This is a genomic window from Defluviimonas sp. SAOS-178_SWC (assembly GCF_039830135.1).
GTDB lineage: Bacteria > Pseudomonadota > Alphaproteobacteria > Rhodobacterales > Rhodobacteraceae > Albidovulum.
Genome location: NZ_CP156081.1, coordinates 3,506,595 through 3,529,598 on the forward strand (window position 1 = coordinate 3,506,595; position 23,004 = coordinate 3,529,598).

23 protein-coding genes are annotated in these 23,004 nt (G+C 66.8%); 13 read left to right on the top strand and 10 right to left on the bottom strand.

Features of this window, described 5'->3' with window-relative positions:
• Nucleotides 1–32 precede the first annotated feature (32 nt).
• Complete coding sequence (locus V5734_RS18105; RefSeq protein WP_347311001.1) at nucleotides 33–1,637, top strand: alpha-amylase family glycosyl hydrolase; 1,605 nt, start codon at nucleotides 33–35, stop codon at nucleotides 1,635–1,637.
• A 242-nt stretch (nucleotides 1,638–1,879) separates the two neighbouring features.
• A complete protein-coding gene (locus V5734_RS18110) occupies nucleotides 1,880–2,584 on the top strand; it encodes a Crp/Fnr family transcriptional regulator (RefSeq protein WP_347311002.1) in 705 nt (234 codons plus the stop codon).
• 12 nt (nucleotides 2,585–2,596) lie between these two features.
• On the opposite strand, the gene V5734_RS18115 is transcribed toward V5734_RS18110, so the two are convergent.
• The 9 genes from V5734_RS18115 to V5734_RS18155 form a co-directional block, all read right to left on the bottom strand.
• Entirely contained in the window at nucleotides 2,597–2,863 is a 267-nt protein-coding gene (locus V5734_RS18115) for a hypothetical protein (protein ID WP_347311003.1), read from the bottom strand.
• Between the two features lie 3 nt (nucleotides 2,864–2,866).
• Entirely contained in the window at nucleotides 2,867–3,430 is a 564-nt protein-coding gene (locus V5734_RS18120) for a cytochrome c oxidase subunit 3 (RefSeq protein ID WP_347311004.1), read from the bottom strand.
• Nucleotides 3,427–5,379 (bottom strand): nitric oxide reductase activation protein NorD, encoded by a 1,953-nt coding sequence (locus tag V5734_RS18125; protein ID WP_347311005.1) that lies wholly within the window; start codon nucleotides 5,377–5,379, stop codon nucleotides 3,427–3,429. Before V5734_RS18125 ends, V5734_RS18120 begins: the two co-directional genes overlap by 4 nt.
• Before the next feature lie 9 nt (nucleotides 5,380–5,388).
• Nucleotides 5,389–6,195, bottom strand: coding sequence for a CbbQ/NirQ/NorQ/GpvN family protein (locus tag V5734_RS18130; protein WP_347311006.1), 807 nt, complete (start codon nucleotides 6,193–6,195; stop codon nucleotides 5,389–5,391).
• 5 nt (nucleotides 6,196–6,200) lie between these two features.
• Entirely contained in the window at nucleotides 6,201–7,598 is a 1,398-nt protein-coding gene (locus tag V5734_RS18135; RefSeq protein WP_347311007.1) for a cbb3-type cytochrome c oxidase subunit I, read from the bottom strand.
• Between the two features lie 12 nt (nucleotides 7,599–7,610).
• Nucleotides 7,611–8,063, bottom strand: coding sequence for a c-type cytochrome (locus V5734_RS18140; RefSeq protein ID WP_347311008.1), 453 nt, complete (start codon nucleotides 8,061–8,063; stop codon nucleotides 7,611–7,613).
• 90 nt (nucleotides 8,064–8,153) lie between these two features.
• On the bottom strand, nucleotides 8,154–9,029 hold the full coding sequence (locus V5734_RS18145; RefSeq protein ID WP_347311009.1) for an FAD:protein FMN transferase: 876 nt from the start codon (nucleotides 9,027–9,029) through the stop codon (nucleotides 8,154–8,156).
• Between the two features lie 3 nt (nucleotides 9,030–9,032).
• The gene (locus V5734_RS18150; protein ID WP_347311010.1) at nucleotides 9,033–10,208 is read right to left on the bottom strand and encodes an NnrS family protein; all 1,176 of its coding nucleotides are present in this window, start codon (nucleotides 10,206–10,208) and stop codon (nucleotides 9,033–9,035) included.
• Entirely contained in the window at nucleotides 10,205–12,244 is a 2,040-nt protein-coding gene (locus tag V5734_RS18155; protein ID WP_347311011.1) for a 4Fe-4S binding protein, read from the bottom strand. Before V5734_RS18155 ends, V5734_RS18150 begins: the two co-directional genes overlap by 4 nt.
• Nucleotides 12,245–12,373: 129 nt before the next feature.
• On the opposite strand from V5734_RS18155, the gene V5734_RS18160 reads away from it, so the two are divergent.
• From V5734_RS18160 to V5734_RS18205, 10 genes are all read left to right on the top strand, one after another.
• Nucleotides 12,374–14,131, top strand: a complete 1,758-nt coding sequence (locus tag V5734_RS18160; protein WP_347311012.1) for a cytochrome D1 domain-containing protein — start codon at nucleotides 12,374–12,376, stop codon at nucleotides 14,129–14,131.
• Nucleotides 14,132–14,209: 78 nt separating this feature from the next.
• Nucleotides 14,210–15,001, top strand: a complete 792-nt coding sequence (gene cobA, locus V5734_RS18165; RefSeq protein ID WP_347311013.1) for a uroporphyrinogen-III C-methyltransferase — start codon at nucleotides 14,210–14,212, stop codon at nucleotides 14,999–15,001.
• Entirely contained in the window at nucleotides 14,994–15,296 is a 303-nt protein-coding gene (locus V5734_RS18170; RefSeq protein WP_347311014.1) for a c-type cytochrome, read from the top strand. Before cobA ends, V5734_RS18170 begins: the two co-directional genes overlap by 8 nt.
• Nucleotides 15,293–16,441, top strand: coding sequence for a cytochrome D1 domain-containing protein (locus tag V5734_RS18175; protein ID WP_347311015.1), 1,149 nt, complete (start codon nucleotides 15,293–15,295; stop codon nucleotides 16,439–16,441). The genes V5734_RS18170 and V5734_RS18175 overlap by 4 nt, the downstream gene beginning before the upstream one ends.
• Before the next feature lie 2 nt (nucleotides 16,442–16,443).
• Nucleotides 16,444–17,430, top strand: a complete 987-nt coding sequence (ahbB, locus tag V5734_RS18180) for a siroheme decarboxylase subunit beta (protein WP_347311016.1) — start codon at nucleotides 16,444–16,446, stop codon at nucleotides 17,428–17,430.
• A complete protein-coding gene (locus tag V5734_RS18185; protein WP_347311017.1) occupies nucleotides 17,427–17,900 on the top strand; it encodes an Lrp/AsnC family transcriptional regulator in 474 nt (157 codons plus the stop codon). The genes ahbB (V5734_RS18180) and V5734_RS18185 overlap by 4 nt, the downstream gene beginning before the upstream one ends.
• A complete protein-coding gene (gene ahbB, locus V5734_RS18190; protein ID WP_347311018.1) occupies nucleotides 17,897–18,382 on the top strand; it encodes a siroheme decarboxylase subunit beta in 486 nt (161 codons plus the stop codon). Before V5734_RS18185 ends, ahbB (V5734_RS18190) begins: the two co-directional genes overlap by 4 nt.
• A gap of 3 nt (nucleotides 18,383–18,385) precedes the next feature.
• A complete protein-coding gene (gene nirJ / locus V5734_RS18195) occupies nucleotides 18,386–19,594 on the top strand; it encodes a heme d1 biosynthesis radical SAM protein NirJ (RefSeq protein ID WP_347311019.1) in 1,209 nt (402 codons plus the stop codon).
• The gene (locus tag V5734_RS18200) at nucleotides 19,569–21,116 is read left to right on the top strand and encodes a cytochrome D1 domain-containing protein (RefSeq protein ID WP_347311020.1); all 1,548 of its coding nucleotides are present in this window, start codon (nucleotides 19,569–19,571) and stop codon (nucleotides 21,114–21,116) included. Before nirJ ends, V5734_RS18200 begins: the two co-directional genes overlap by 26 nt.
• On the top strand, nucleotides 21,073–21,336 hold the full coding sequence (locus V5734_RS18205; protein ID WP_347311021.1) for a hypothetical protein: 264 nt from the start codon (nucleotides 21,073–21,075) through the stop codon (nucleotides 21,334–21,336). The genes V5734_RS18200 and V5734_RS18205 overlap by 44 nt, the downstream gene beginning before the upstream one ends.
• Nucleotides 21,337–21,478: 142 nt before the next feature.
• Here V5734_RS18205 and V5734_RS18210 read toward each other — a convergent pair whose 3' ends face one another.
• The gene (locus tag V5734_RS18210; RefSeq protein ID WP_347311022.1) at nucleotides 21,479–22,183 is read right to left on the bottom strand and encodes an SDR family NAD(P)-dependent oxidoreductase; all 705 of its coding nucleotides are present in this window, start codon (nucleotides 22,181–22,183) and stop codon (nucleotides 21,479–21,481) included.
• A 236-nt stretch (nucleotides 22,184–22,419) separates the two neighbouring features.
• On the opposite strand from V5734_RS18210, the gene V5734_RS18215 reads away from it, so the two are divergent.
• The gene (locus V5734_RS18215) at nucleotides 22,420–22,968 is read left to right on the top strand and encodes a HutD/Ves family protein (protein WP_347311023.1); all 549 of its coding nucleotides are present in this window, start codon (nucleotides 22,420–22,422) and stop codon (nucleotides 22,966–22,968) included.
• Nucleotides 22,969–23,004: the final 36 nt, after the last annotated feature.

Sequence of the window (23,004 nt, forward strand, 5' to 3'; positions counted from 1 at the left end):
TTTAACCGCAGGCAGGCGAGGATGGATCCAAGATGACGAGGGAGTGGTGGCGCGGAGCGGTGACCTATCAGGTCTATCCGCGGTCATTTCAGGACGACAACGGCGATGGAATCGGGGATCTGCCGGGCATTACGCGCCGGCTGCCCTATCTGGCCGATCTAGGTGTCGATGTCGTCTGGCTGTCGCCGGTCTGCAGGTCACCGATGAAGGACATGGGCTACGATGTCTCGGACTACCGTGACATTGATCCGGTCTTCGGCACACTTGGCGATTTCGACCGGATGATCGAGCACGCTCACGCACTCGGGCTGAAAGTCATCATAGATCAGGTAATTTCGCATTCCTCGAACCTGCACCCCGCCTTCGCTCAAAGCCGGTCAGGCCGGACCGGACCGAAGGCCGACTGGTATGTCTGGGCCGATCCGCGCCCCGACGGCACACCGCCGAACAACTGGCTTGCAGTATTCGGCGGCAGCGCCTGGACATGGGACGCGCGCAGGCATCAGTACTACCTTCACAACTTCCTGCCGGAACAGCCGGATTTCAATTTCCACAACCCCGAGGTTCAGGACTGGCATCTGGAAAACATGGCCTTCTGGCTCGACCGGGGGGTCGACGGATTCCGCCTCGATACGGTGAATTACTATTTCCACGACCGCCTGTTGCGCGACAACGCTGCGGATTTCCGGGTCAAGACCAAGCCCGAAACCAATCCCTACAACATGCAGTACCACCTCTTCTCGAAAAACCAGCCCGAGAACATCGCGTTCCTCGAACGCATGCGCGCGCTGACCGACCGGTATGATGGGCGGATGCTTGTCGGCGAGATGGGCGAAAGCCACCATGCGATCCGCATGATGGGCGAATACACGACCGGCGCGCGGCTCCATCAATGCTATTCCTTCGAACTGCTCGGGCCGGAATTCTCGGCCAGCCATTTCCGGTCGAAGATCGAGGAGTTCTTTGCGGGCGCTCCGATGGGCTGGCCCTGTTGGGCATTTTCGAACCATGACGTGAACCGCCATGTCAGCCGATGGGCAAAGCATGCCGCAGGGCGTGAGGCAATCGCGAAGCAGGCGGCGGCCCTTCTCCTTTCGATGCAGGGGTCGATCTGCCTTTACCAGGGCGAAGAGCTTGGGCAGACCGAGACGGAGCTGACCTTCGAAGAACTGACGGATCCTGCGGGCATCAATTTCTGGCCCGAGGAGAAGGGCCGCGACGGATGCCGGACGCCGATGGTCTGGGAAAGGGGGGCGCCGAATGCCGGTTTCTCGACGGCGGCCAAGACCTGGCTCCCGGTTCGGAACGAACAACGGGCCGTTGCCGTCGATACCCAAGGCGAAGGGTCGATCCTTTCCTTCTACCGCGACATGCTGGCCTACCGGAAAGGCAGCGCGGACCTCATGGAAGGCGCGACCGAGTTTCTGGCTTTGCCGGAGCCGATCCTGGGATTCCGTCGGGGCGGGAACCTGCTTTGCCTGTTCAACCTGTCACGCCAAACGCACGACCTGGCGTGCGCCGGCGGTGACATCCGCATCGGCCCGGCCAAACGGGCGGGTGATCTCCTGACCCTTGGCCCGAACGGGTTTGCCCTAATCGAGGGGGCAGACAAGGTCACGCCACACTTGGCAGGATAGCGGGTGGGGCACCGCTGGCGGGCGACGGATCGAAAGGTGCAGCATGCAGCGAATGAAGGCCGGGGTTCGGACAACCGCCAAATGCCGCGACTCCGAGCGCCCGAACCTGCCGGGGTCCCAATATGGGCATACGAGCCGACTTCGACGCAGCCCTTACACGAGCCCGGTCCGAACGGAATGGCTGGCCGTCGGCGGCAGGCTGTGGCACTGATGGACAACACCAGTGAGAGACGGGGCCGGAGATGACGCCGAAACACGCCGAGATCGCGCGCAAATCCTTGATTCTGAGAGGTGCTTCGGATCAGGTGGCCGCCCGTCTTCTCGCGACGGCCCGCCTGCGGAGCTTCGACAGGGGCGCCACGATCTTCCTTCAGGGCGAACGGGCGAGCGCGATCTACATCGTCGTCGACGGCTGGGTAAAGCTTTACCGGATCGCGCCGAACGGAGCCGAGGCGGTGATGGGCGTCTTCACCAAGGGGCGGAGCATCGGCGAGGCGGTCGCCTTCCGCGATGATGTCTATCCCGTGGCCGCCGAAGCCGCGACCGATTGCGAGTTGATCCGGATCGAGGCAGACGCCTTCCTGCGGCTCATTCGTGAAGATCCGGGGGTCGCCCTGTCGATCCTGTCCTCGACCTTCGCCCATCTGCACGGCCTGGTCGAGCAGATCGAGCAGTTGAAGGCGCAGACAGGCGCGCAGCGGCTGGCCGAGTTCATGCTGGAACTCGCGCCCTGCACGACCGGCCGGTGTGATGTGACCCTGCCCTACGACAAGGTGCTCATCGCCGGCCGGCTGGGCATGAAACCGGAAAGCCTGAGCCGGGCCATCGCCAAACTCAGAGAATATGGCGTGACCGTCCGTCAGAACCACGCCGAGATCGCCGATATCGACACCTTGCGCGACTACGCCGAGGAGGATCCCGCGGCGGCCTGGAACCGCAATGCCTGAGACCGGGCGGCGTCAGGCGGACAGGTAGAGGCCAAGCAGGAGAAGCGCGTAGAGGCCGAGGGCAAGGCCGAAACCGCGGCGGAAGGCGGGCGCTTCCGAAAGGCGGAGATAGGCGTTGAGGATCGTCCGCGCCTTGGCCCAGGCCAAGGTCAGGATCGCGGCCCCGCCGAGGCTCGCCATCGCTCCCGACAGCCCGCCGCGCGCGACCGCGACCGAAAGGATGGTCGACGCACCCGACAGCGCGAGAAGGAGGAGCCAGGCCTTGGTCACGCGCGTCATCGGCTACCTCAGAAGATAGATCACGGGGAAGACGAGAACCCAGACAAGGTCGACCATGTGCCAGAACGCGACACCCGCCTCGACCTCGCGCGGACGGGCGCGCGCGGCCGTCAGCAGGAGGACGACGACCCCGGCCGCGACATGGGCCGCGTGAAAGCCGGTAATCAGGTAGTAGAAGGTGAAGAAGGGATGGGTCTCCACCCCGATCCCCTGCCCCGCCTTGTCGGCATATTCCACCCCCTTGACCACCAGGAAGACGAGCCCGAGCATCGCGGCGGCGGCGAGGCGCGCGCGGCCGCGCCCGATCCGGCCCCGCTCCACCTCGGCGGCACCAAGGGCGGCAAGCCAGCCGGAGGTCACGAGGATCACGGTGTTGATCCCGGCGGCGGCGCGGTGGAGGTGATCCTGCGCGGCGGCGAAGCCCGCGGGGTCGGTGATCCGCACGGCAAGGAAGGCGGCAAGGCCGGCGCCGAAGACCAGAAGCTCTGAGACGATCAGCACCCAGATCATCAGATCTCCGGGCAGATCGTCGAACGGACCGCGATTGACCTCTGCCCTGTCCGTCATGCGCCCACGAGCTGCCGGTAGATCTCCGGCAGCGCCTGCGTCAGCTTTTCCGGATGCGGGATGACAGCGTAGCCCCCCTGGCCGAACAGGCGCGGGAACCAGGACTTGCCGTCGCGATCGACGGTGATGCCAAAGACGGCGTGGCCGGCGCGGCGCGCCTCCTCGACGGCCTTGCGGCTGTCCTCGATCCCGTGGCGGCCCTCGTAATGATCGAGGTCGTTGGGCTTGCCGTCGGTGATGACGAGAAGCAGCCTGCGCCGACGCGCCTCGCGCGTCAGCCCGGCCGAGGCATGGCGTATCGCGGCGCCGAGGCGGGTGTAGAAGCCGGGCTTGAGGCCGGCGATGCGGGATTCGACCTCTGCACTCATCGGTTCGCCGAAGCGCTTCGCGGTCTGGACATAGACCCGGTCGCGCTTCAGCGAGGAAAAGGCATGGATGGCGAAATCGTCACCGCAGGCGTCAAGACCCCAGGCCAGGGCCGCAAGCGCCTCGCGCTCGATGTCGATCACCGCGCGGCCGTCATGGCCGTGGCCGGGCACGGCGGCCTCCGTCGAACGCGAGACGTCGAGGAGGATCGAGACGGCGAGGTCGCGCTTCTCGGTCCGGTTCTGGAGCCAGACGCGGTCATCGCCCTCGCCCGTCGCGACAAGGTCGATCCGGGAACGGATCGCGCGGTCGGTGTCGAGCTCGTCCCCGTCGCGGTGACCGGACGTCAGGATACGGGCGGGGCGCAGCGCCTCGAACTGGCGCTTGACCGCCCGGATGCGTTTGGCGGCCCTGGGATCGCTGCGGAAGGCCGGCTCCTCCTCGCTCGCCTCGACGGAGGAGGTCAGGACACGGGCATGGGCCGGCAGGTAGGCGCCGCTGCGGGCGTCCCATTCGGGATAGGTCGCCTCGCCCGACAGCGCCTCGCGGTCGACATCCTCGGGCGCGAGGTCGAGATGCAGCTTGAGCCGGGTCGCCGGGGCCTTGGAAATCTGGCCGAGGCCGATCTCGTCCAGATCGTCGGCCGCCTTCTTGGCGTCGTCGTTCTCGTCCTCCTCGACCCTCCGGTTGAGGTTGATGAACTCGGCCCAGCTCAGGATCGCCTCGAACTTGTGGAGAATGAAACTGTCGTTGCGCTCGATCTGGTCGGCCTTGCGCCGCCGCGCCCGGTGGGTGCGGCCTTCGCCCGCCTCGGGCGTGCCCTCGGTCGCGCGGCTTTCGACGGCGGTCGCGGCCGAGAAGGCGAGCGGACGAAGATCGGGCCAGAGCGGCACGGGGCGGAACGGCCGGTAGCCGCGCGGGGCGCGGTAAGCGGACAGATCACCTGTCTCGACCGCCTTTGCCATGCGCGCGGCTTTGGGCGAAAGCGGCGCCGGATCGCCCAGAAGATCACGGATCACGGCTTCGACCGTGCGCTCGGCCTCGGGAAGCAGGGGAACGCGGCGAAGCGCCAGATGGGCCGCGCAAAGATCGGCATGAAGTCCCGCGAAGCCGGGCGCATCGGCGAGCGCCGCGCGGGTCATCGCCTGCGCCGCGATCAACGCGGCGAGGTCGGCGCGCAGCGGATCGTCCTCGACGCGCGGCGCGCCGGCATGGGCGGCGGCGGCGGTCAGCCAGACATAGAGCGCGGCGTTGGCTTCGCGCGCCGGAAAGAGCGCGAGCGTCTCGGGCAGGCGCAATGCCTCGCCATCGAAGCTCGCGCGCGGCGTGGTCTCGGTCTCCGCCCCGAGACGGCGGCGAAGCGACAGCCGGTGGGCGGAGTGTTCCGGCGCCACCGGCTTGATCTCCACCGCCGGCGACCCTCCGAGGCCGCGAAATAGAATTGCCAGCCGTCCGCCGACCTCATGAAGGCCGACACGGGCTCCGTCGTGGACGCTTGGCGCGTCGAGACGGCTGGCATAGGCGTGCCACAGTTTCCCGACGGTTTCCTCGGGTTCCCATGGCTCGATTTCGATCCCGGACATCTGCCGGCCTCACCCGAAAACGGCGGTGACGAGATCGAGGAGCCCGCGCTTGGTGTCGTCGTCGTCTGTCAACGGCTCGATCATCGCGACGCGGATGGCCCGATCGGGCGTCATCCCTTGCGCGATGAGCGTTGCCGCGTAGACGACGAGGCGGGTGGAGGTGCCTTCCTCCAGATCCTGGCCCTTGAGCGCGCGGAACTTGTTCGCGAGCCGCACGAGGGGCTTCACGCGATCCTCCGAAAGGCCGCTTTCGCGGGCGACGACGGGGATTTCGTGCTCCGGCTTGGGGAAGGTGAAGTCAAGGCTGACGAAGCGCTGCCGGGTGGACGGTTTCAGCGTCTTCAGGATGTTCTGGTAGCCGGGGTTGTAGGAGGCGACCAGCATGAAGCCCGGCGCGGCCTCCAGTTCCTCTCCCGTCCGGTCGATCGGCAGGATGCGCCGGTCATCGGTCAGGGGATGGAGGACGACGGTCACGTCCTTCCGCGCCTCCACCACCTCGTCGAGATAGCAGATCGCCCCCTCGCGCACCGCGCGGGTCAGAGGACCGTCGACCCACACCGTCTCGCCGCCCTTCAAGAGGTAGCGGCCGATGAGGTCGGCGGCCGAGAGGTCGTCATGGCAGGCGACGGTATAAAGCGGCCGGCCGAGCGTCGCGGCCATATGGGCCACGAAGCGGGTCTTGCCGCAGCCCGTCGGGCCCTTCAGCAGCATCGGCAGGCTGTTCTGGAAGGCCGCCGTGAACACGGCGCATTCGTCGCCTTGGGGCAGGTAGAAGGGGGCGTCCGCCGCCCCCTTGATGTCATATGTGCCGTCCATGGTCGTCACTCCGCCGCCACATGGTCTGCGTCATGCTCGATGCGATCCCGCTCAAGCGGGCCGGGCTCGATGATCTCGCGCCGCGGCATCAGGATCGCGTAGATGAAGAGTACCGCGCCAAGGACCACCGCCACGCCCGAGCCGAAGCGCATGGCGAAGAAGATCCACAGCTGGTCCTGGACGTCCATGTACGCTTCGCCCATCACCCGCTGGAGGTGGGTCTGCACGGTTCCGGCGAAGGTCAGCGTGAAGGTCATGAAGACCATGCCGCCCGACATCAGCCAGAACGAGGCCATGTTGAGTACCTGGTTGTAGGGATCGCGCCCCTTCAGGACCGGCATCGCGTAGGAGATGATCGCGAGGTTCAGCGCGACATACGCGCCAAAGAAGGCGAGGTGACCGTGCGCTGCCGTGATTTGCGTGCCATGCGTGTAGTAGTTCACCCCGTGCAGCGTGTGAAGGAAGCCCCAGACGCCCGCGCCGAAGAAGGCCAGCGTGGCACAGCCGAGCGCCCAGAGAAGTGCTGCCTTGTTCGGGTGGTCGCGGCGGCCCTTCCAGACCATGACGAAGGCGAAGGCCATCATCCCGAAGAAGGGAACGACTTCGAGCGCGGAGAAGATCGAGCCGATCCACTGCCAGTAGCCGGGCGCGCCGATCCAGTAGTAGTGGTGCCCGGTGCCGAGGATGCCCGAGAAGAGCGCGGCGGCGACGATGACGTAGAGCCATTTCTCCACCACCTCGCGGTCGACGCCGGTCAGCTTCAGCATCAGGAAGGCCAGGATCGAGGCCATCACCAGTTCCCATGTGCCCTCGACCCAGAGATGGACGACGTACCACCAGTAAAGCTTGTCGAGCGCCAGGTTCGACGGGTTCACGAAGGCGAAGAGGAACAGCAGCGCGAGGCCCCAGAGGCCGAGAAGCAGGATGTTGGTGATGGCCGTCTTCTTGCCGGCAAGCACGGTCATGGTGATGTTGTAGAGGAAGATCAGCGCCGCGACGACGATGCCGACCTTGACCCATTTCGGCTGTTCGAGGAATTCGCGCCCCTCCTTGCCAAGCAGGAAGTTCCCCTCGAAGAGGTTGAAGAAGTAGGTCACGACGACGCCCGCCGTGCCGAGAACGAAGATCGCCAGTTGAAGGTAGGCGAGCTTCGGCGAGTAGATCTCGCGCTCCGATTCCTCCGGGATGAGGTAATAGGCGGCGCCGAAGAAGCCGAGAAGCAGCCAGACGATCAGGCTGTTGGTGTGCAGCATCCGGCCGATATTGAAAGGCAGGAATTCGGACAGGAAGTTCGGGCTGACATAGATCCAGCCGAGGACGAGCCCCAGCGAGACCTGCACCGCGAAGAGCGCCATCGCCACGACGAAGTAGGCGAGCGCGATTTTCTGCGTTTGGTATTTCATGATTCTGTCTCCTCAGCCGGCATCGTTCGGCGGCCAGTCCTGGGCACGGATCTTGTTCGTCCACAGGAGGAAATCGGCAAGCTCGCGGTATTCCTGATCGCTCAGGTTGAACTGCGGCATCTGGCGGCGGCCCTCGATGCCGCTCGGCATGGCATCCATCCAGCCCTTCAGCGCGTCGAAGGCGGCTTCCGGGTCGTCGGCCACGCCCCAGCGGGTCATGACGTTGGCCAGTTCCGGCGCGAAGTAGGCGCCTTCACCGAGGATCGTGTGGCAGTTGATGCAGGCATGCTTTTCCCAGATGTGCTTGCCCGCCGCGACGCTGTCGGTGAGCCCGGCAGTGTCGGTTGAAGTGGTCGTGATGTAGCGGTGGCTGTGCACCGTCAACCCGACGAAGATGAGGATGAAGAACAGGGATCCGCCATAAAATATGTTACGGGCCATGCTCTTGGTCATGACTTCGCGCATTGCGCTTTATCCTTCCCGGAGCGGTTGATTGTGGCCGCACTCTGGCGCGGGGAGGTGGCTGGCTCCTTAACCTAAGTCAAATGGTCATGATTAGATCATCGCTTCTATCCGCGCCTCCGGAAATTCCGAAAGCGCGCGCTGGATTGCCGCTGGTTCCATGAGGCAGAAGGCCGTGGAAAGTGCGTCGGCAATGGCCGCGCTGCCGGCCGAGACCGAGATCGTCGACCAGCGGGCCGGTGCGCCCTTCGGGTGCAGGATGTGCCCGGCACCGCCGCCGATCGTCGTGCCCATCGGCGAGGACGTGGCAAGCGCGCGGTTCCTGAGCCCGACGCGGCCAAGTTCCGCCCCGTCCGGCGCGGCGATGGCGGCCTGCCAGTCCCGGGCGTCGTTGGTCCCTAGCGCCATGACCTCACCCATGTCGATCAGCACGTCGCCGAATCCTTCGGCCCGTAGCAGCGCCGCGATCCGGTCGGCGGCATGGCCTTGTGCGATTCCGTTGAATGTCAGCGCCATGCCGGGGTCGAGGGCGATTTCGTCCGCCCCCACCCGCACGCGCGACCAGCCGACGGCCTGACGCGCGGCCACGGTATCGCAGCCTGTCGCCACCGCCAGCCAGAGCGGCTGGATCGTCGGATCGAAGGCGCCGCCCGTTGCCTGATGCACCCGATCCGAAAGGTGAAAGACCGCAAGCACCTCCGGCGCCGGATACGACAGACGACCGTCGCGGTTCAGCCGCCGCAACTCCGATTCGGCATGAAGCGAGAAATGCCGCTCCACCCGCCCAAGCTCGGCCTCCACCCGGCCGAAAACGTGCCGCGCCCGCGTCGGGTCGGCACCGTGGAGGACGATCCGCGCATCCGCCCCCATCGCGCGCCCGGTCCAGATCGCCGGCATCGCCGCGTCTGCGCCCCGCGCGGATGCGGCAAGCGTGGCGGCGGCGACGGTGAGGAAGCGACGACGGTTCATGACCTACTCCGGGGATTGGGCCAGGCGTGGCCCCCATAAGGCGGGCCAGAGTGCCGTTACGTAAAGCAGAAAGGCGAGCATCCAGGCCGCCCCGGCCGCCAGCGTCGCGGCACGGAAGACGTCGGGAACGGTCGCGGCGACCCAGCGCAGGAGCGCCGCGACGGGAAGAAGCCCGTAGGCGATCGCGAGCGGAGCGGGCGCGACGAGCGGCCGGCCGCTATGGCCGAGACTTGCCCGCGACATGACCGCGAGCGTCATGCCCCCGACCCCGCCGATGGCGACGACATGAAGCGCGCCGACGGGGTCGCCGATACCGAAGGCGGCAAGGCCGGCAAGAACGAGGCCGATGCCGATCAGGGCAAACGACAGGTGAAGCGACCAGAGGATCGGCTGGCCAAGCGTGTATCCGCCGCGCCAGAAGGCAAGCCGCGCGATCTGGCCCGCGCCCGCGAGCAGCGCAACGATGCCGACAATCCTGTCGGGCGCGCCCGCGAGTGTCGCGAGCACGAGCGCGATCGCCGCCGCGATCGCCGCCGCGTCAAGGCGCGGGAATGACCGCGGCAGGCCGGTCTCGCGGCCCGAGCGCCTCATCGCGTTGCGCGTGAAGGCCGGCGTGACCCGCCCGCCGAGGACCGCGATCATCGCGACCAGCCCGTAGAGCCCGGCGTAAAGCCCGACGCGCGCGGTGCCGGTGGCGAGGCCGGTCCAGTCCAGATGGACGAAGAGGTTCGCCGTCCAGATGAGGGCGAGCAGGCCGAGGAACATGACGTTCTGCGGCTTCGGCCGGCGGATGAACTGGGTGGCGATCTTTGCCGCCAGAACCGGCAGGAAGGCGAGATCGGTCACGGCGACGAGGACGGGGGACAGCATGTCCGAAAACCCGACGGCGAGTCGCCCGGCAAGCCAGAGACCCGCAGCCACCACAATGAAGACGTGCCGCGCCGCCCGCGCACCGGTCCAGTTCGGAACGGCGGTCAGCAGGAACCCGCCAAGCGCGGCGGCGCCGAAGCCGAAGATCAGTTCGTGGGCATGCCACTCCACCGAAGGAACGCGGGACGGCAGCGGCACCGGCATGACGAGGGACACGGTCCAGAGACCGACCGCGAGAAGGGCGTAGAGCCCGGCCGACAGGAAGAACACCCGGAAGCCCTCGCCGAAAAAACGCCGCACCGCCGTCATTGCCCGCCCCCTGGCGCTTCCGCGCGGGCCCGGCGCTTCAGGACCGGACAGGTGCCGGGATCGTTCATGACGACCTGGCAGCGCAGGCACAGGACGCATTCGTTGGCGTTGATCCGGCCGAGGGGGTCGATGGCGCCGACCGTGCATTTCGTCTCGCAGAGACGGCATTCCCGGCCGCATTGCGGGCGCCGCTTCAGCCAGTCGAAGATCTTCAGTTTCGCCGGAATCGCGATCCCCGCGCCGAGCGGGCAGAGATAGCGGCAGAAGAACCGCTCGACGAAAAGACCGGCGCCGAGAAGGACGAGGACGAAGGCCACGAAGGGCCAGGCGCGCATCATGCGAAGCGAGATGGCGGTCTTGAACGGTTCCGCCTCGGCCAGCACCAGCGCATCGTGCATCGAGTAGAACGACAGCGCGAGGATCGCCATGAAGAGCGTATACTTGATCACCCAGAGCCGCTCGTGCAGCGCCTGCGGCACGGCGACCTGCTTCACGCCAAGCCGGCGCGCGGCGAGGTTCGTCAGCTCCTGCAACGCGCCGAACGGGCAGAGCCAGCCGCAATAGACCCCCCGCCCCCAGAAAAGCATGCCGAGCGCCGTGAAAGACCAAAGGAGGAAGATCACCGGCTCGATCAGGAAGGTCTCCCACCGGAAGCCGGTCAGGAGAGAGTGGACGAAGGCCACGACCTGAACCACCGACAACTGGCCGTTCAGCCCCCAGCCGAGGACGAAGAGCGTCGTCGCGAGGAACCCGGCCCGGCCGATCAGCCAGAGTTTCGGCCGCCGCGTGATCCATTCCTGCGCAAAAAGGATCAGCGTCAGGACCGCGAGCATTGCCGCGACGATCCCCGTTTCAACCCGCTTCGCCTCCCAGATCTCGCGCCAAAGGGGTTCCGGTTCGGGCGGCGGGGCAAGCCGGTAGGCGTCGGGCAGGCGGTAATCCGCGCCGATGGTCATCGCCACCTCGCCGCTGTCCGTGGGTCGGGTCGCGGTCACCTCGACGCGGAAGGGCTGCATCGGGTCGATGGTGGCCGGAAGGCGGAACAGGCTGATCTCCTTCACCGGCGGAGCGCCTTCGACGGCCAGCTTCCTGACCATCCGGTAGCTCGCCTCGTCCGGCTGGTGACGGGTATCGCCCTGGACGATGGTCACGCGGTCGAAGACCCCGGTTTTGCGCCAGTCGGTGCCACGATGGGACTGGAGACCCGAAGAGATCACGATCAACTCGGTCTCGCCCGCGCCCATCGCGCCGATAGCCGAGGTGAAGACCTGCTGGCCGAGAAGGTTCTGGCCGACCGAGGGCGGATCGACGAGGCCACCCCAGAGGTGGAGGAAATCCCCCTCGCCTTCCGGCACAGGCACCTTGGCGCCGGCAAGCGCCGCAGCGGCCTCGCTCAGGGTGACTCGGACCTCGCCGAGCGCGCCGGACTGAACCAGCTCGGGCCAGTCGGCAGGGACAAAACCCAACCGGTCGATTCCGCCCCCCGCAGCCAGAATACCCCGCCCTATCGCAAGCGTGCGGGCGGTCCTGAGGATGCCATCGCGGATGACACCGGTCGAAACCGTCGCGCGCGAGATCACATCCGGAAGGCCCGGCGTTTTCGCGAGCGCCACATCGCGCGGCGCTGTCAGGTCGTAGCCCGCGAATCCGTTCACGTAGGCGGCGATGTCGGCGTCCGAGATGCCCAGCGTCAGCACCGGCTCGTTGTGCTGCATCAGCCGCGCCCCCGCGATCCGCGCATCCGGAGAAATCCCCACAAGGACGTCGAGCGGCCGCCCCGAATAGCCGACCGACCCGGCGATTTCCCAGGTCGAGCCGATATGGCCGACGACGCTGCCGTCCCGCCGCACGGTCCAGCCGGGGACACCGGCCTCGTCGCGCGTCACCGACAGATCGCCCGCGCCAAAGATCTCGGCGGCAATCGCGGCATCGGGAACGGAAGGAGCGATCGCGTCAGGCGCAATCCCCACCCCCCCGGCAAAAACCGGAGCGGCGAGAAGCGTCAGCGCTGCGATGAGCGGACCGAAAAGGCGCATGATAAGGGGTCTCGAAGTCTCGACGGACCCTCGCCCGGCGCACATCGCACCGCCTTGACACAAGTCAAGGAGCGCGGCGCCGGCTTCGCGCAAGGTCGCCACAGCCTCACCAGCAGACGGAGAAAACCCATGACATCCCGAGCCAACCGCGCCAGGAGGGTGTTGCTGAGCAGCGCTGCCCTGACGCTTGCCCTGATCGCAGGCCCCGTGCTTGCGCAGGAAAAGCCCAAGGACCACGCCGACGGCCCCGCCGCCGCGTATGAACCGTCCATGACCACGCTCGGTCAGCTGAAGGTCGAGATTCCCGGCCGCAAGCCCGACGACCCGGTGATGACCGCCGAGGAGTTCCAGTCGGCCACGCAGATCTATTTCGAGCGTTGCGCCGGCTGCCACGGCGTCCTGCGCAAGGGCGCGACCGGCAAGCCGCTCACGACCGACATCACCCGCGCGAACGGTTACGATTACCTGCAGAGCTTCATCACCTACGGCTCCCCGGCCGGCATGCCGAACTGGGGCACCTCGGGCGAGCTGACCGAAGAGCAGGTGGACCTGATGGCCCGCTATCTCCTCCTCGAACCGCCGGCGCCGCCAGAATGGGGCATGCCGGAGATGCGCGAAAGCTGGAAGGTCATCGTCGCGCCGGAAGATCGGCCGAAAGAGAAGATGAACGATATCGACATCGACAACCTGATGTCGGTGACGCTGCGCGACGCGGGCCAGGTCGCCCTGATCGACGGCGGCACCTATGAGATCAAGGCGGTGATCGACACCGGCTACGCGGTCCATATCAGCCGCATCTCGGCCTCGGGCCGCTACCTCTTCGTGATCGGCCGCGACGGTCTCGTCAACATGATCGACCTCTGGATGGAGACGCCCGCGACGGTTGCCTCGCTCAAGATCGGCATCGAGGCGCGGTCGGTCGAAACCTCCAAGTTCGAAGGCTACGAGGACAAGTTCGCGATCGCCGGCGCCTACTGGCCGCCGCAATACGTGATCATGGACGGCGACACGCTGGAGCCGCTCAAGATCGTCTCGACCCGGGGCAATATCTACGACGAACAGGTTTACCACCCGGAACCCCGCGTGGCGTCGATCCTGTCGTCGCACTACAAGCCCGAATTCATCGTGAACGTGAAGGAAACCGGCAAGATCCTCTTCGTCGACTATACCGACCTGAAGAACCTCAAGACGGTCGAGATCGAGGCGGAGCGCTTCCTGCATGACGGCGGCTTCGACAGCACGCACCGCTACTTCCTCGTCGCGGCGAACGCGCGCGGCAAGATCGCGGTCGTCGACACCAAGGAAGACAAGCTGACCGCGCTGGTCGAGACCGGGGGCCAGACGCCGCATCCGGGACGGGGGGCGAACTTCACGCACCCGGTTTTCGGCCCGGTCTGGTCGACCTCGCACCTCGGCGACGAAACGGTGGCGCTGATCGGCACCGATCCCGAAGGGCATCCCGACGAGGCCTGGAAGGTCGTCGACAGCTTCTATGCGCTCGGCGGCGGGTCCTTGTTCATCAAGACCCATCCGCAGTCCGACCACCTCTATGTCGACGCGCCCTTGAACCCGGATGCGGAAACCTCGGCCTCGGTGGCGGTCTTCACGATCTCGGCGATGACCGCCGATGCCGATCCGGAATTCCAGACTCTGCCGATCGGCGAATGGGCCGGCATCGCGGAAGGCCAGCCGCGCGTGGTGCAGCCGGAATTCAACAAGGAAGGCACCGAGGTCTGGTTCTCCGTCTGGAACGGCAAGACCCAGGAAAGCGCCATCGTTATTGTCGATGACAAGACGCTGGAGCTGAAGGAGGTGATCAAGGACCCGCGCCTTGTGACCCCGACCGGCAAGTTCAACGTCCTGAACACCCGGGAAGACGTCTACTGACGCCTTCGCGGAACGGGCGGAGGGGGCTTTGTCGGCCTCCCCTCCGCCCGACACCGGACCACGGAATGAGAGGCGGTCATGAAAGACCTTACCACAGGCAAAGTCTTCCTCATCGGCGCGGGGCCGGGCGATCCGGAGCTTCTGACGCTCAAGGCGCTCAGGCTCATCCGCGAGGCCGATGTGGTGGTCTTTGACCGGCTCGTCTCGGACGAGATCATGGCGCTGATCCCGAAGGAAACAAGGCTGATCGACGTGGGCAAGATGGCCGGCCGCCACAAGGTGCCGCAGCACGGCATCAACGCGCTTCTCGTCGACCTCGCGCGCGAAGGCCTTACGGTCGTGCGCCTGAAGGGCGGCGATCCCCTCATCTTCGGGCGCGGCTCCGAAGAGGCGGAGGTCCTGCGGGCGGAGGGCATCCCCGTCGCCTATGTGCCGGGGATCACCTCCGCCCAGGGGGCGGCGGCCTCGACCGGCGTGCCGCTGACCCATCGCGGCCTCGCCACCGGCGTGCGCTACGTCACCGGCCACCGCGCAAAGGATGCGCGGCTCGACCTCGACTGGGCCTCGCTTGCGAGCGAGGAGACGACGCTCGTCGTCTACATGGGGGCGGCCAACATCGCGGAAATCGCCTTCCAGCTCATGCGGCACGGGCTTCCCGCCTCGCTTCCCGTCATGGCGGTCGCCTCGGCCACGACCCCGCGCGAGGCGCGCATCGTCTCCACCCTCGGGACCGTCGCCACCGACATCGCCACGACCGCGCCGGAGGCGCCGGTGCTTTTCGTCATCGGCCACGTCGTCTCGCTTTACGATCAGGTCGCACTCGCCGACGCGCTTGCCTGCGATGGCGCCGGGATGGCGGCCTATGCGTAGCCTCGTCGCCCTTCTCGCGCTGAGTCTGCCGGCAGTGGCGGAAGTCAGCCCCGAGCGGGCGACGAAACTCGAAAACATCGTGATCCAGGATTGCGGCTCCTGCCACGGGCTGACGCTGAAGGGCGGGCTCGGCTCCGCGCTCACGCCCGACATGCTCGCCCATGCCGAACCGCAAGGTCTGGCCGCGATCATCCTCGACGGTGTGCCCGGCACCGCGATGCCGCGCTGGCGGCCGGTCCTGTCGGAAGAGGATGCGCTCTGGATCGCGGACTATCTGAAAGGACGCCCCGAATGAAAGCCCTTGTCGCCGCCCTTCTCCTGGCCGCTGCCGCCCCTGCCCTCGCGGACGAGCCCTGTTGCGCCACCGGCGATCTCGGGCTGGTGGTCGAGCGCGCGACCGGATCGCTTCTGGTCGTCGACCGCTCCGATCATGCGGCCCTCGGCCGGATCGAAGGGCTCGGGGATCTCAGCCACGCCTCGCTCACCTACAGCCCCGACGAGCGTTTCGCCTATGTCTTCGGCCGCGACGGCGGGCTGACCAAGGTCGACATGCTGACCCGCACCATCGCGAAGCGGATCGTCCAGGCCGGAAACTCCATCGGCGGGGCGATCTCCGACGACGGCAAGCTGATCGCGGTATCGAACTACGAACCCGGCGGCGTGAAGGTCTTCGACGCGGAGACGCTCGACCCGGTGGCCGACATCCCGCTCAACGCCAAGACCATCGGCCTCGTCGACGTGCCCGGCCGGCGCTTCGTCTGGTCGACCTGGGATTCCGGGGAAGCCTGGATGGCGGATTTTTCGACACCCGACATGGCGCTGACCAAGCTCGGCGATGTTGGTGCCAATCCTTTCGACGCGGTCCTGACCGACGATGCCCACACGTACCTTATCGGGCTTTTCGGCGAAAAGGGCGTGACCGCCATCGACCTTTGGGACGACCAACCGGCACCGGTGCGATTCCTCAAGGATTACGGCAAAACCGAGGACGACCTGCCGGTCTACAAGATGCCGCATCTTCAGGGCTGGGCTTTCACCGAAGGTCAGTACGTCCTTCCCGCCGTCGGCCAGCACGAACTCCTCTGGGTCGACCGGACGAGCCTTGAGGAGGTCGCGCGGACACCCGTTCATGGCCAGCCGGTCTTCATTATCGCCCAGCCCGGCTCGCCTTACGTCTGGGTGAACTTCGCTACCCCGCTCAATGACACCGTTCAGGTCGTGGACAGCCGCACGCATGAGGTTGTGAAGACCCTCAACCCCGGCGCTGCCGTCCTCCACATGGAATTCGCGCCGCGCGGCGCCGAGGTCTGGATCTCGGCCCGCGACGACAACCGCGTGATGATCTACGACACCCACAGCTACAAGGTGACGGGCGAGATCGCGGCCGAAAGCCCTTCCGGCATCTTCTTCACCGCGCGCGCGCACCGGACGGGGCTCTGACCATGCTCGACCGGCTCGACCCCATCGACCGCCGCCTTCTGGACGAGTTCCAGCGCGACCTGCCGCTGGTGCCGCAGCCCTTCGCCGCCATCGGGGCGGCACTGGGCGTCAGCGAGGACGAGGTGATCTCGCGGCTGGAGCAGCTTGGCGCGCGCGGCATGGTCGCCCGGGTCGGCGCCACCGTTCGGCCGAACACCGCCGGCGCCTCGACCCTCGCCGCGATGGCGGTGCCGGAGGACCGCATCGACGAGGTCGCGGACATCGTCGGGGCCGAGCCGGGGGTCAACCATTCCTACCTGCGCGAGGACGACTGGAACCTCTGGTTCGTCGCCACCGCGCCCGACACCGCCGCGCTCGAGGCATCGCTCGGCCGGATCTCCGCGAAAAGCGGCCTTCGCGTCCTCGACCTGCGGCTGGTCCGCCCCTTCAACATCGACCTCGGCTTCCGCCTTGACGCCCGCGCGCGCGCGGCGATGCCCGAGTCCCGCGCGACACGTCTTGCGGTTCTCGAATCCGCGGACCGACCCATCCTTCAGGCATTGACCGAGGGACTGCCGCTCGTCTCCCGCCCGTTTGCCGCCGTGGCGCAGCGGATCGGCCGGCCAGAAGTCGAGGTCATCGCCCGGATCGCCACCCTCTCGGGGGCTGGCATCCTCACCCGTGTCGGGGTCATCGTCCGCCACCGCGCCATCGGCTGGGCGGCCAACGCGATGGTCGTCTGGGACCTGCCCGAGAACAGGATCGCCGCCGCCGGCCCGGCCCTCGCACGGCTTTGCGGCGTGACGCTGTGTTACCAGCGGCGCACCGTGCCGGGGCTCTGGGACTTTCCGCTCTATTCGATGATCCATGCCCGCAGCCGCGCCGAGGCCGAGGAGGTCCTGGCGGAGGCCGCCGCACTCCCCGAACTTGCCGGCGCGCCGCACCGGGCGCTCTTCTCGCTTCGCTGCTTCAAGCAGACCGGCGCGCTTCTGAAGGCGGATGCGGCATGAGACGGACAGCGCTTTCCCCGGACGCGCTCGACGCCACCGACCGGGCGATCCTGAACGCGCTCCAGGACGGTTTCCCCCTGGCCCCCCACCCCTTTGCAAAGGCCGGCGAGGCGCTCGGCATCAGCGAGGAGGACCTGATCGCCCGGATCAGGAACCTGCGCGAGGAAGGCGCCATCACGCGCTTCGGCCCGTTCTTCGACGCCGAGGCGATGGGCGGGGCCTTCTGCCTCTGCGCCATGTCGGTGCCCGAGGACCGGTTTGACGCGGTCGTGACTTTGGTCAATGCCCATCCGGAAGTCGCGCACAATTATGAACGCGCCCACCGGCTCAACATGTGGTTCGTTCTTGCGACCGACCAGCCGGAGGGCATCGAACGGATGGCGCAGGAGATCGAGGCCGAAACCGGGCTCACGGTGCTGCGTTTTCCGAAACTGAAGGAATTCTTCATTGGTTTCCGGGTGAAGGCATGACGATCGACGCGACGGACCGGCGCCTCATCAACGCCACCCAGGGCGGCCTGCCGCTGACGCCGGAGCCCTATGCCGAGGTCGCCCGCTGGCTCGGCCTCGGCGAGGACGAAGTGATCGACCGGATGAGATCCATGCAGGAGCGCGGCGTGATCCGCCGCATCGCGCTCGCGCCCAATCACTACGCGCTTGGTGTCACCGCCAACGGCATGAGCGTCTGGGACGTCGAGGATGGCCGCGCCGAAACACTTGGCGCCCGTGTCGGCGCGCTCGACTTTGTCAGCCACAGCTATCTGCGGCCGCGCGCACTGCCGGACTGGCCCTACAATCTCTTCGCGATGGTCCACGGTCGCGACCGCGACGAGGTGGAGGCCAAGCGCGCCGAGATCGCGGAGCTTCTGGGCGGTGCCTGCCGGGCGAACGACATCCTCTATTCCACCCGCATCCTCAAGAAGACCGGACTGCGGCTGAGGGAAGGAAGCTGACCGATGTTCCGACTGACGCAATACATGCATGAACTCGTGGCGCCGACGCCAGTCCGCCGCCGCTCGGGGCCGGTCAAGCCGGTGGTGATCTGGAACCTGACCCGGCGCTGCAACCTGCGCTGCCGGCACTGCTACACGACCTCGGCCGACGTGCCCTTCCCTGGCGAACTCAGCCATGATCAGGCGATGGGTGTCCTCGACGACCTCTCGGCCTTCCGCATTCCCGCGCTGATCCTGTCCGGCGGCGAACCCCTCAGCCGTTTCGACTTCTTCGAACTGGCCGAACGCGCGAGGGCGTTGAACTTCCGCCACCTCAGCCTCTCGACCAACGGCACGCGGGTGGCCGAGCACGCCGACCGCATCGCCGATCTCGGCTTCGACTATGTCGGCATCTCGCTCGACGGGATCGGCGCGGTGAACGACTGGTTCCGGGGCGTGGAGGGTGCATTCGACGATGCGCTCGCCGGTGTCCGCGCCTGCAAGGCGAAGGGGATCAAGGTCGGGTTGCGGTTCACGATCACAGAGGACAATGCCCACACACTCACGGACATGCTTGACCTCTGCGAGGCGGAAGGGGTGGACAAGTTCTACCTCTCCCACCTCGTCTATGCGGGCCGGGGCGACAAGCACCGGGGCGACGATACCGCCCATGCCCGCACGCGCGCGGCGATGGACATCATCATCGACCGGGCCTGGGACGCCGTCGAGAACGGCCGACCGCTGGAAATCGTCACCGGCAACAACGACGCCGACGCGGTCTGGTTCCTGCGCTGGGCGGAAGGCCGGTTCGATGCCGCGAAAGTGGCGCATGTCCGCGATCATCTGGAAGCCTGGGGCGGCAATTCCTCCGGCCTCGGCGTCGCCAATATCGACCCGCAGGGCAAGGTCCATCCCGACACCTACTGGTCCGACTACACGGTCGGATCGGTGAAGGAGATGCCCTTCTCCGCGCTCTGGACCGGCGCCGACCCGATGCTGGCGACCCTTCGCCAGCGGCCGCGCCCCCTGAAAGGCCGGTGCGGCGCCTGCGCCTTCCAGCCCGTCTGCGGCGGCAATACCCGTATCCGCGCGCTTCAGGTCACGGGCGATCCCTGGGCCGAGGACCCGGCCTGCTATCTCAGCAACGCCGAGATCGGCATCGAGGATGCCGCGCGGCTGACCGTCACGCCCTTCCGAGGCAAGAGCCATGATCCGGCACATCGTTTTCTGTAGTTCCCTCGCCGCTATGCCGGCGCTTGCCGCGCCTTCGGGCGCGGCTCTTTTCTCTCAACACTGCGCCTCCTGCCATGCCGAGACCCGGCTTGGCGGCACGGGCCCGGCGCTGATCCCCGAAGCGCTCGGCCGGATCAAGGGCGAGGCGCTGGAGGAGATCATCGCGAAGGGCCGCGTGGCAACGCAGATGCCCGCCTTCGCCGACACCCTGTCGCCCGAGGATATCGTGGCCATCGCCGCCTATATCGGCGAACCTCTCGCCGAACGGCCCGACTGGCAGCCCGCCGATATCGACGCGACGCGCGAGATGCGGGCCGACTATACTCCGGCACCGGCCCCGGTCTTCACCGCCGATCCGATGAACATCACGCTCGTCGTGGAAACCGGGGACCACCATGTCAGCGTCCTCGACGGCGACACGTTCGAGGTGCTCGACCGGTTCCCGACGCCCTTCGCGGTGCATGGCGGTCCGAAATTCTCGCCCGACGGGCGTTATGTCTTCATCATGTCGCGCGACGGCTGGGTTGAGAAATACGATATCTGGTCGCTCCACGAAGTGGGCCGGGTCCGTGCCGGCCTGAACTCCCGCAACATCGCGATGAGCCATGACGGCAAATGGCTCGCCGTCGCCAACTACCTGCCCAATACCCTGACGATCCTCTCGACCGAGGATCTGAGCGTGGCGAAGGTGCTCGACGTCGCGGGTCGCGAAGGGGCGCCGTCCCGCGTCTCGGCCGTCTATCAGGCGCCCGACCGCAAGAGCTTCGTCCTCGCCCTCAAGGACGTGCCGGAGATCTGGGAGATCGCGACGGACCCGGAGGCGGGCCCCTATCACGACGGCTTCGTCCACAGCTACGAAAAGGGGATGGAGGAAGGGCTGGCCGCCGAACAGGGCCTTTTCGCCCGCCGGCGGATCGTGATCGGGGCGCCGATCGACGATTTCTTCTTCGACCCCGGCTACCGCAACCTCATCGGCACCAACCGCGAGGGCGACAAGGGCGTCGTCGTCAATCTTGACGTCGGGCGCGAGGTGGCGGAGCTTCCGCTGCCCGGCATGCCGCATCTCGGTTCCGGCATCAGCTGGATGCGCGACGGCCGCCGCGTGATGGCGGCGCCGCATCTGCGCGAAGGCGTCCTGAGCGTCATCGACATGAAGACCTGGGAGGTGGTGAAGACCATTCCGACCGACGGGCCCGGCTTCTTCCTGCGCAGCCACGACGCCTCGCCCTATTTCTGGGCCGATGTCTTCTTCGGCCCCCACAAGGACGAGATGCACGTCATCGACAAGGACACGCTGGAGATCGTCAAGACGCTCCGACCGGCGCCCGGCAAGACCGTCGCCCATGTCGAGTTCACGAAGGACGGCGCCTATGCGCTCGTCTCGATCTGGGAGGATGACGGCGCGGTCATCGTCTACGACGCGAAGACGCTCGAAGAGGTAAAGCGGCTTCCGATGAAGAAACCCTCGGGGAAGTACAATGTCTGGAACAAGATCACCTTCGAGGACGGAACCTCCCACTGAGGGGCGCTGGCCGCTCTGGAAACTCGGGCTTCTGCTCTACCCGTTCGTCGCGGCGGCGGTGGCGATCAACCTTTTCATGCTCGGCCTGATGGGACAGGCGGTGGGTCTGTCGGCGCTGTCGCCGCTGCTCACGCTGGCCCTGTCGGTCCCGCTCGGCCTGCCGGCAACCTGGCTGGCGGCGCGCTGGGTCCGGCATCTGATCGACGAGGCAGGCGGCTAGCCGCCCGACAGGCGCTGCGACCGCGCCGCTCGGTGCGCCATGCGTCCGCCTCGTTCATCGGACCCGAGGAGAGGGCCAGACGACCCGCAGGCCCGGACAATTCGCGCGGCGAACGGCCCGATGCTCCGGCAAGGCGGATCGCCTACCACTTTTCGCCGAACGGCCGGATGTCCAGTTCAAAGGTCCATGCCGACCGATCCTGCCCCGCCAGCATCAGGGCCGTCTCAGCGATCTTGTCGGGACGAATGAAGAATTCGTCGGGCGCGCCCTTTGCGAAATTCGCGCGCGTGTCTGCCGTGTCGATCACGCCGTCGATCACCAGATAGGCTACATGAACTCCGCCTGGGCCGAGTTGCTTGGCCAGCGATTGCGCCAGGATGCGCTGCGCTGCCTTTGCCGGGGCGAAAGCGGTGGTCCAGAGATTTCCGCGCAAGGATGCCGTTGCGCCCGAAACGATGATAGTGCCGGACCCGCGTTCGGTCATGCGCGGCCCGAGGATCTTCGCCGTGGAAAAAAGCCCCAGAACGCCGACGCGCCAGCTTTGCTCGAACTGATCCTCGGAGATTTCGGAGAGCGTGCCGAACTGGCCAAGATCGGCGTTGTAGATCACGACATCGACCTCCCCCATGTCACGCTCGACCGTTTCCAGCGCGGCCCGAAGCGATCCGGACTCACCCGCATCGCTGGCGTAGCCGCGTGCAACCGGGCCCGAAGCGGTGCCCCCGCCCGGAGTGGAGCCCGACCTGCTCAACAGGGCGAGATCGTAACCCGCTTGCCGGAAAACTTCGGCATATGCTGCTCCAAGGCCCGGACCAAATCCGATGATCGCGCAGAGCTTTCCCGCCATGCCATCCCTCTGCTGTCGGTTTTCTGACGGCACCACGATAGCACGGCAGTTGGCCAGGCATGAAATCCGCACTATCGCCTCAGGAAGGGCGGCAAGGTTGACGCGGTGCAGAATTCCTGCCGTCACGTCGAAATAGCCGGTCGTCTCCGTGGCATCTGCTTGCCGTCTGGACGGAACCCGGGAATCTGTTATTTGTCTGATCATATCGACCTCTAGCCCAACGAAAAGGCCGCGCCATGCACATTATTCCCGCCTCCGCCTTCCGCACCCAGCCGTGGAAGAACGGCGGCGGCGTCACCCACGAAATCGCGCGCGAGGACGCCGGCGACCGCCTCCTCTGGCGTCTTTCGGTCGCCGAGGTCGCCTCCGACGGCCCGTTCTCTGCCTTCCCGGGCCTTGCCCGCATCCTCACCGTGATCGAGGGCGCCGGGCTCCACCTCGACACGCCGGAGGGTCGGCTTGACGCCCTGCCCTTCACGCCCACCGGCTTTTCCGGCGACCTGCCGGTAAACTGCCGGCGCATCGCCGGGCCGGTCCGCGATCTCAACGTGATTCACGATCCCGAACGGATCGCCGCCTCGGTCCGGATCCTTGACGGAACCGAGCGCCACGAAAGCCCACCCGTCCCCGGCCGTCGCTACGCGATCCTCGCGACAGGCCCCCGAGCCGTCGTCGACGGCACCGCGATCCCGCCGGGCGCAGTCGGATTTTTCGAACATGGAACCGCGCAAGCCACCACCATATTCCCGGCTATCCTCGTGATTTTCGAACAAATCCCGACCTGATCTTCCCGCTGCCCGAAGACCGCCGCCGGAGGCGCC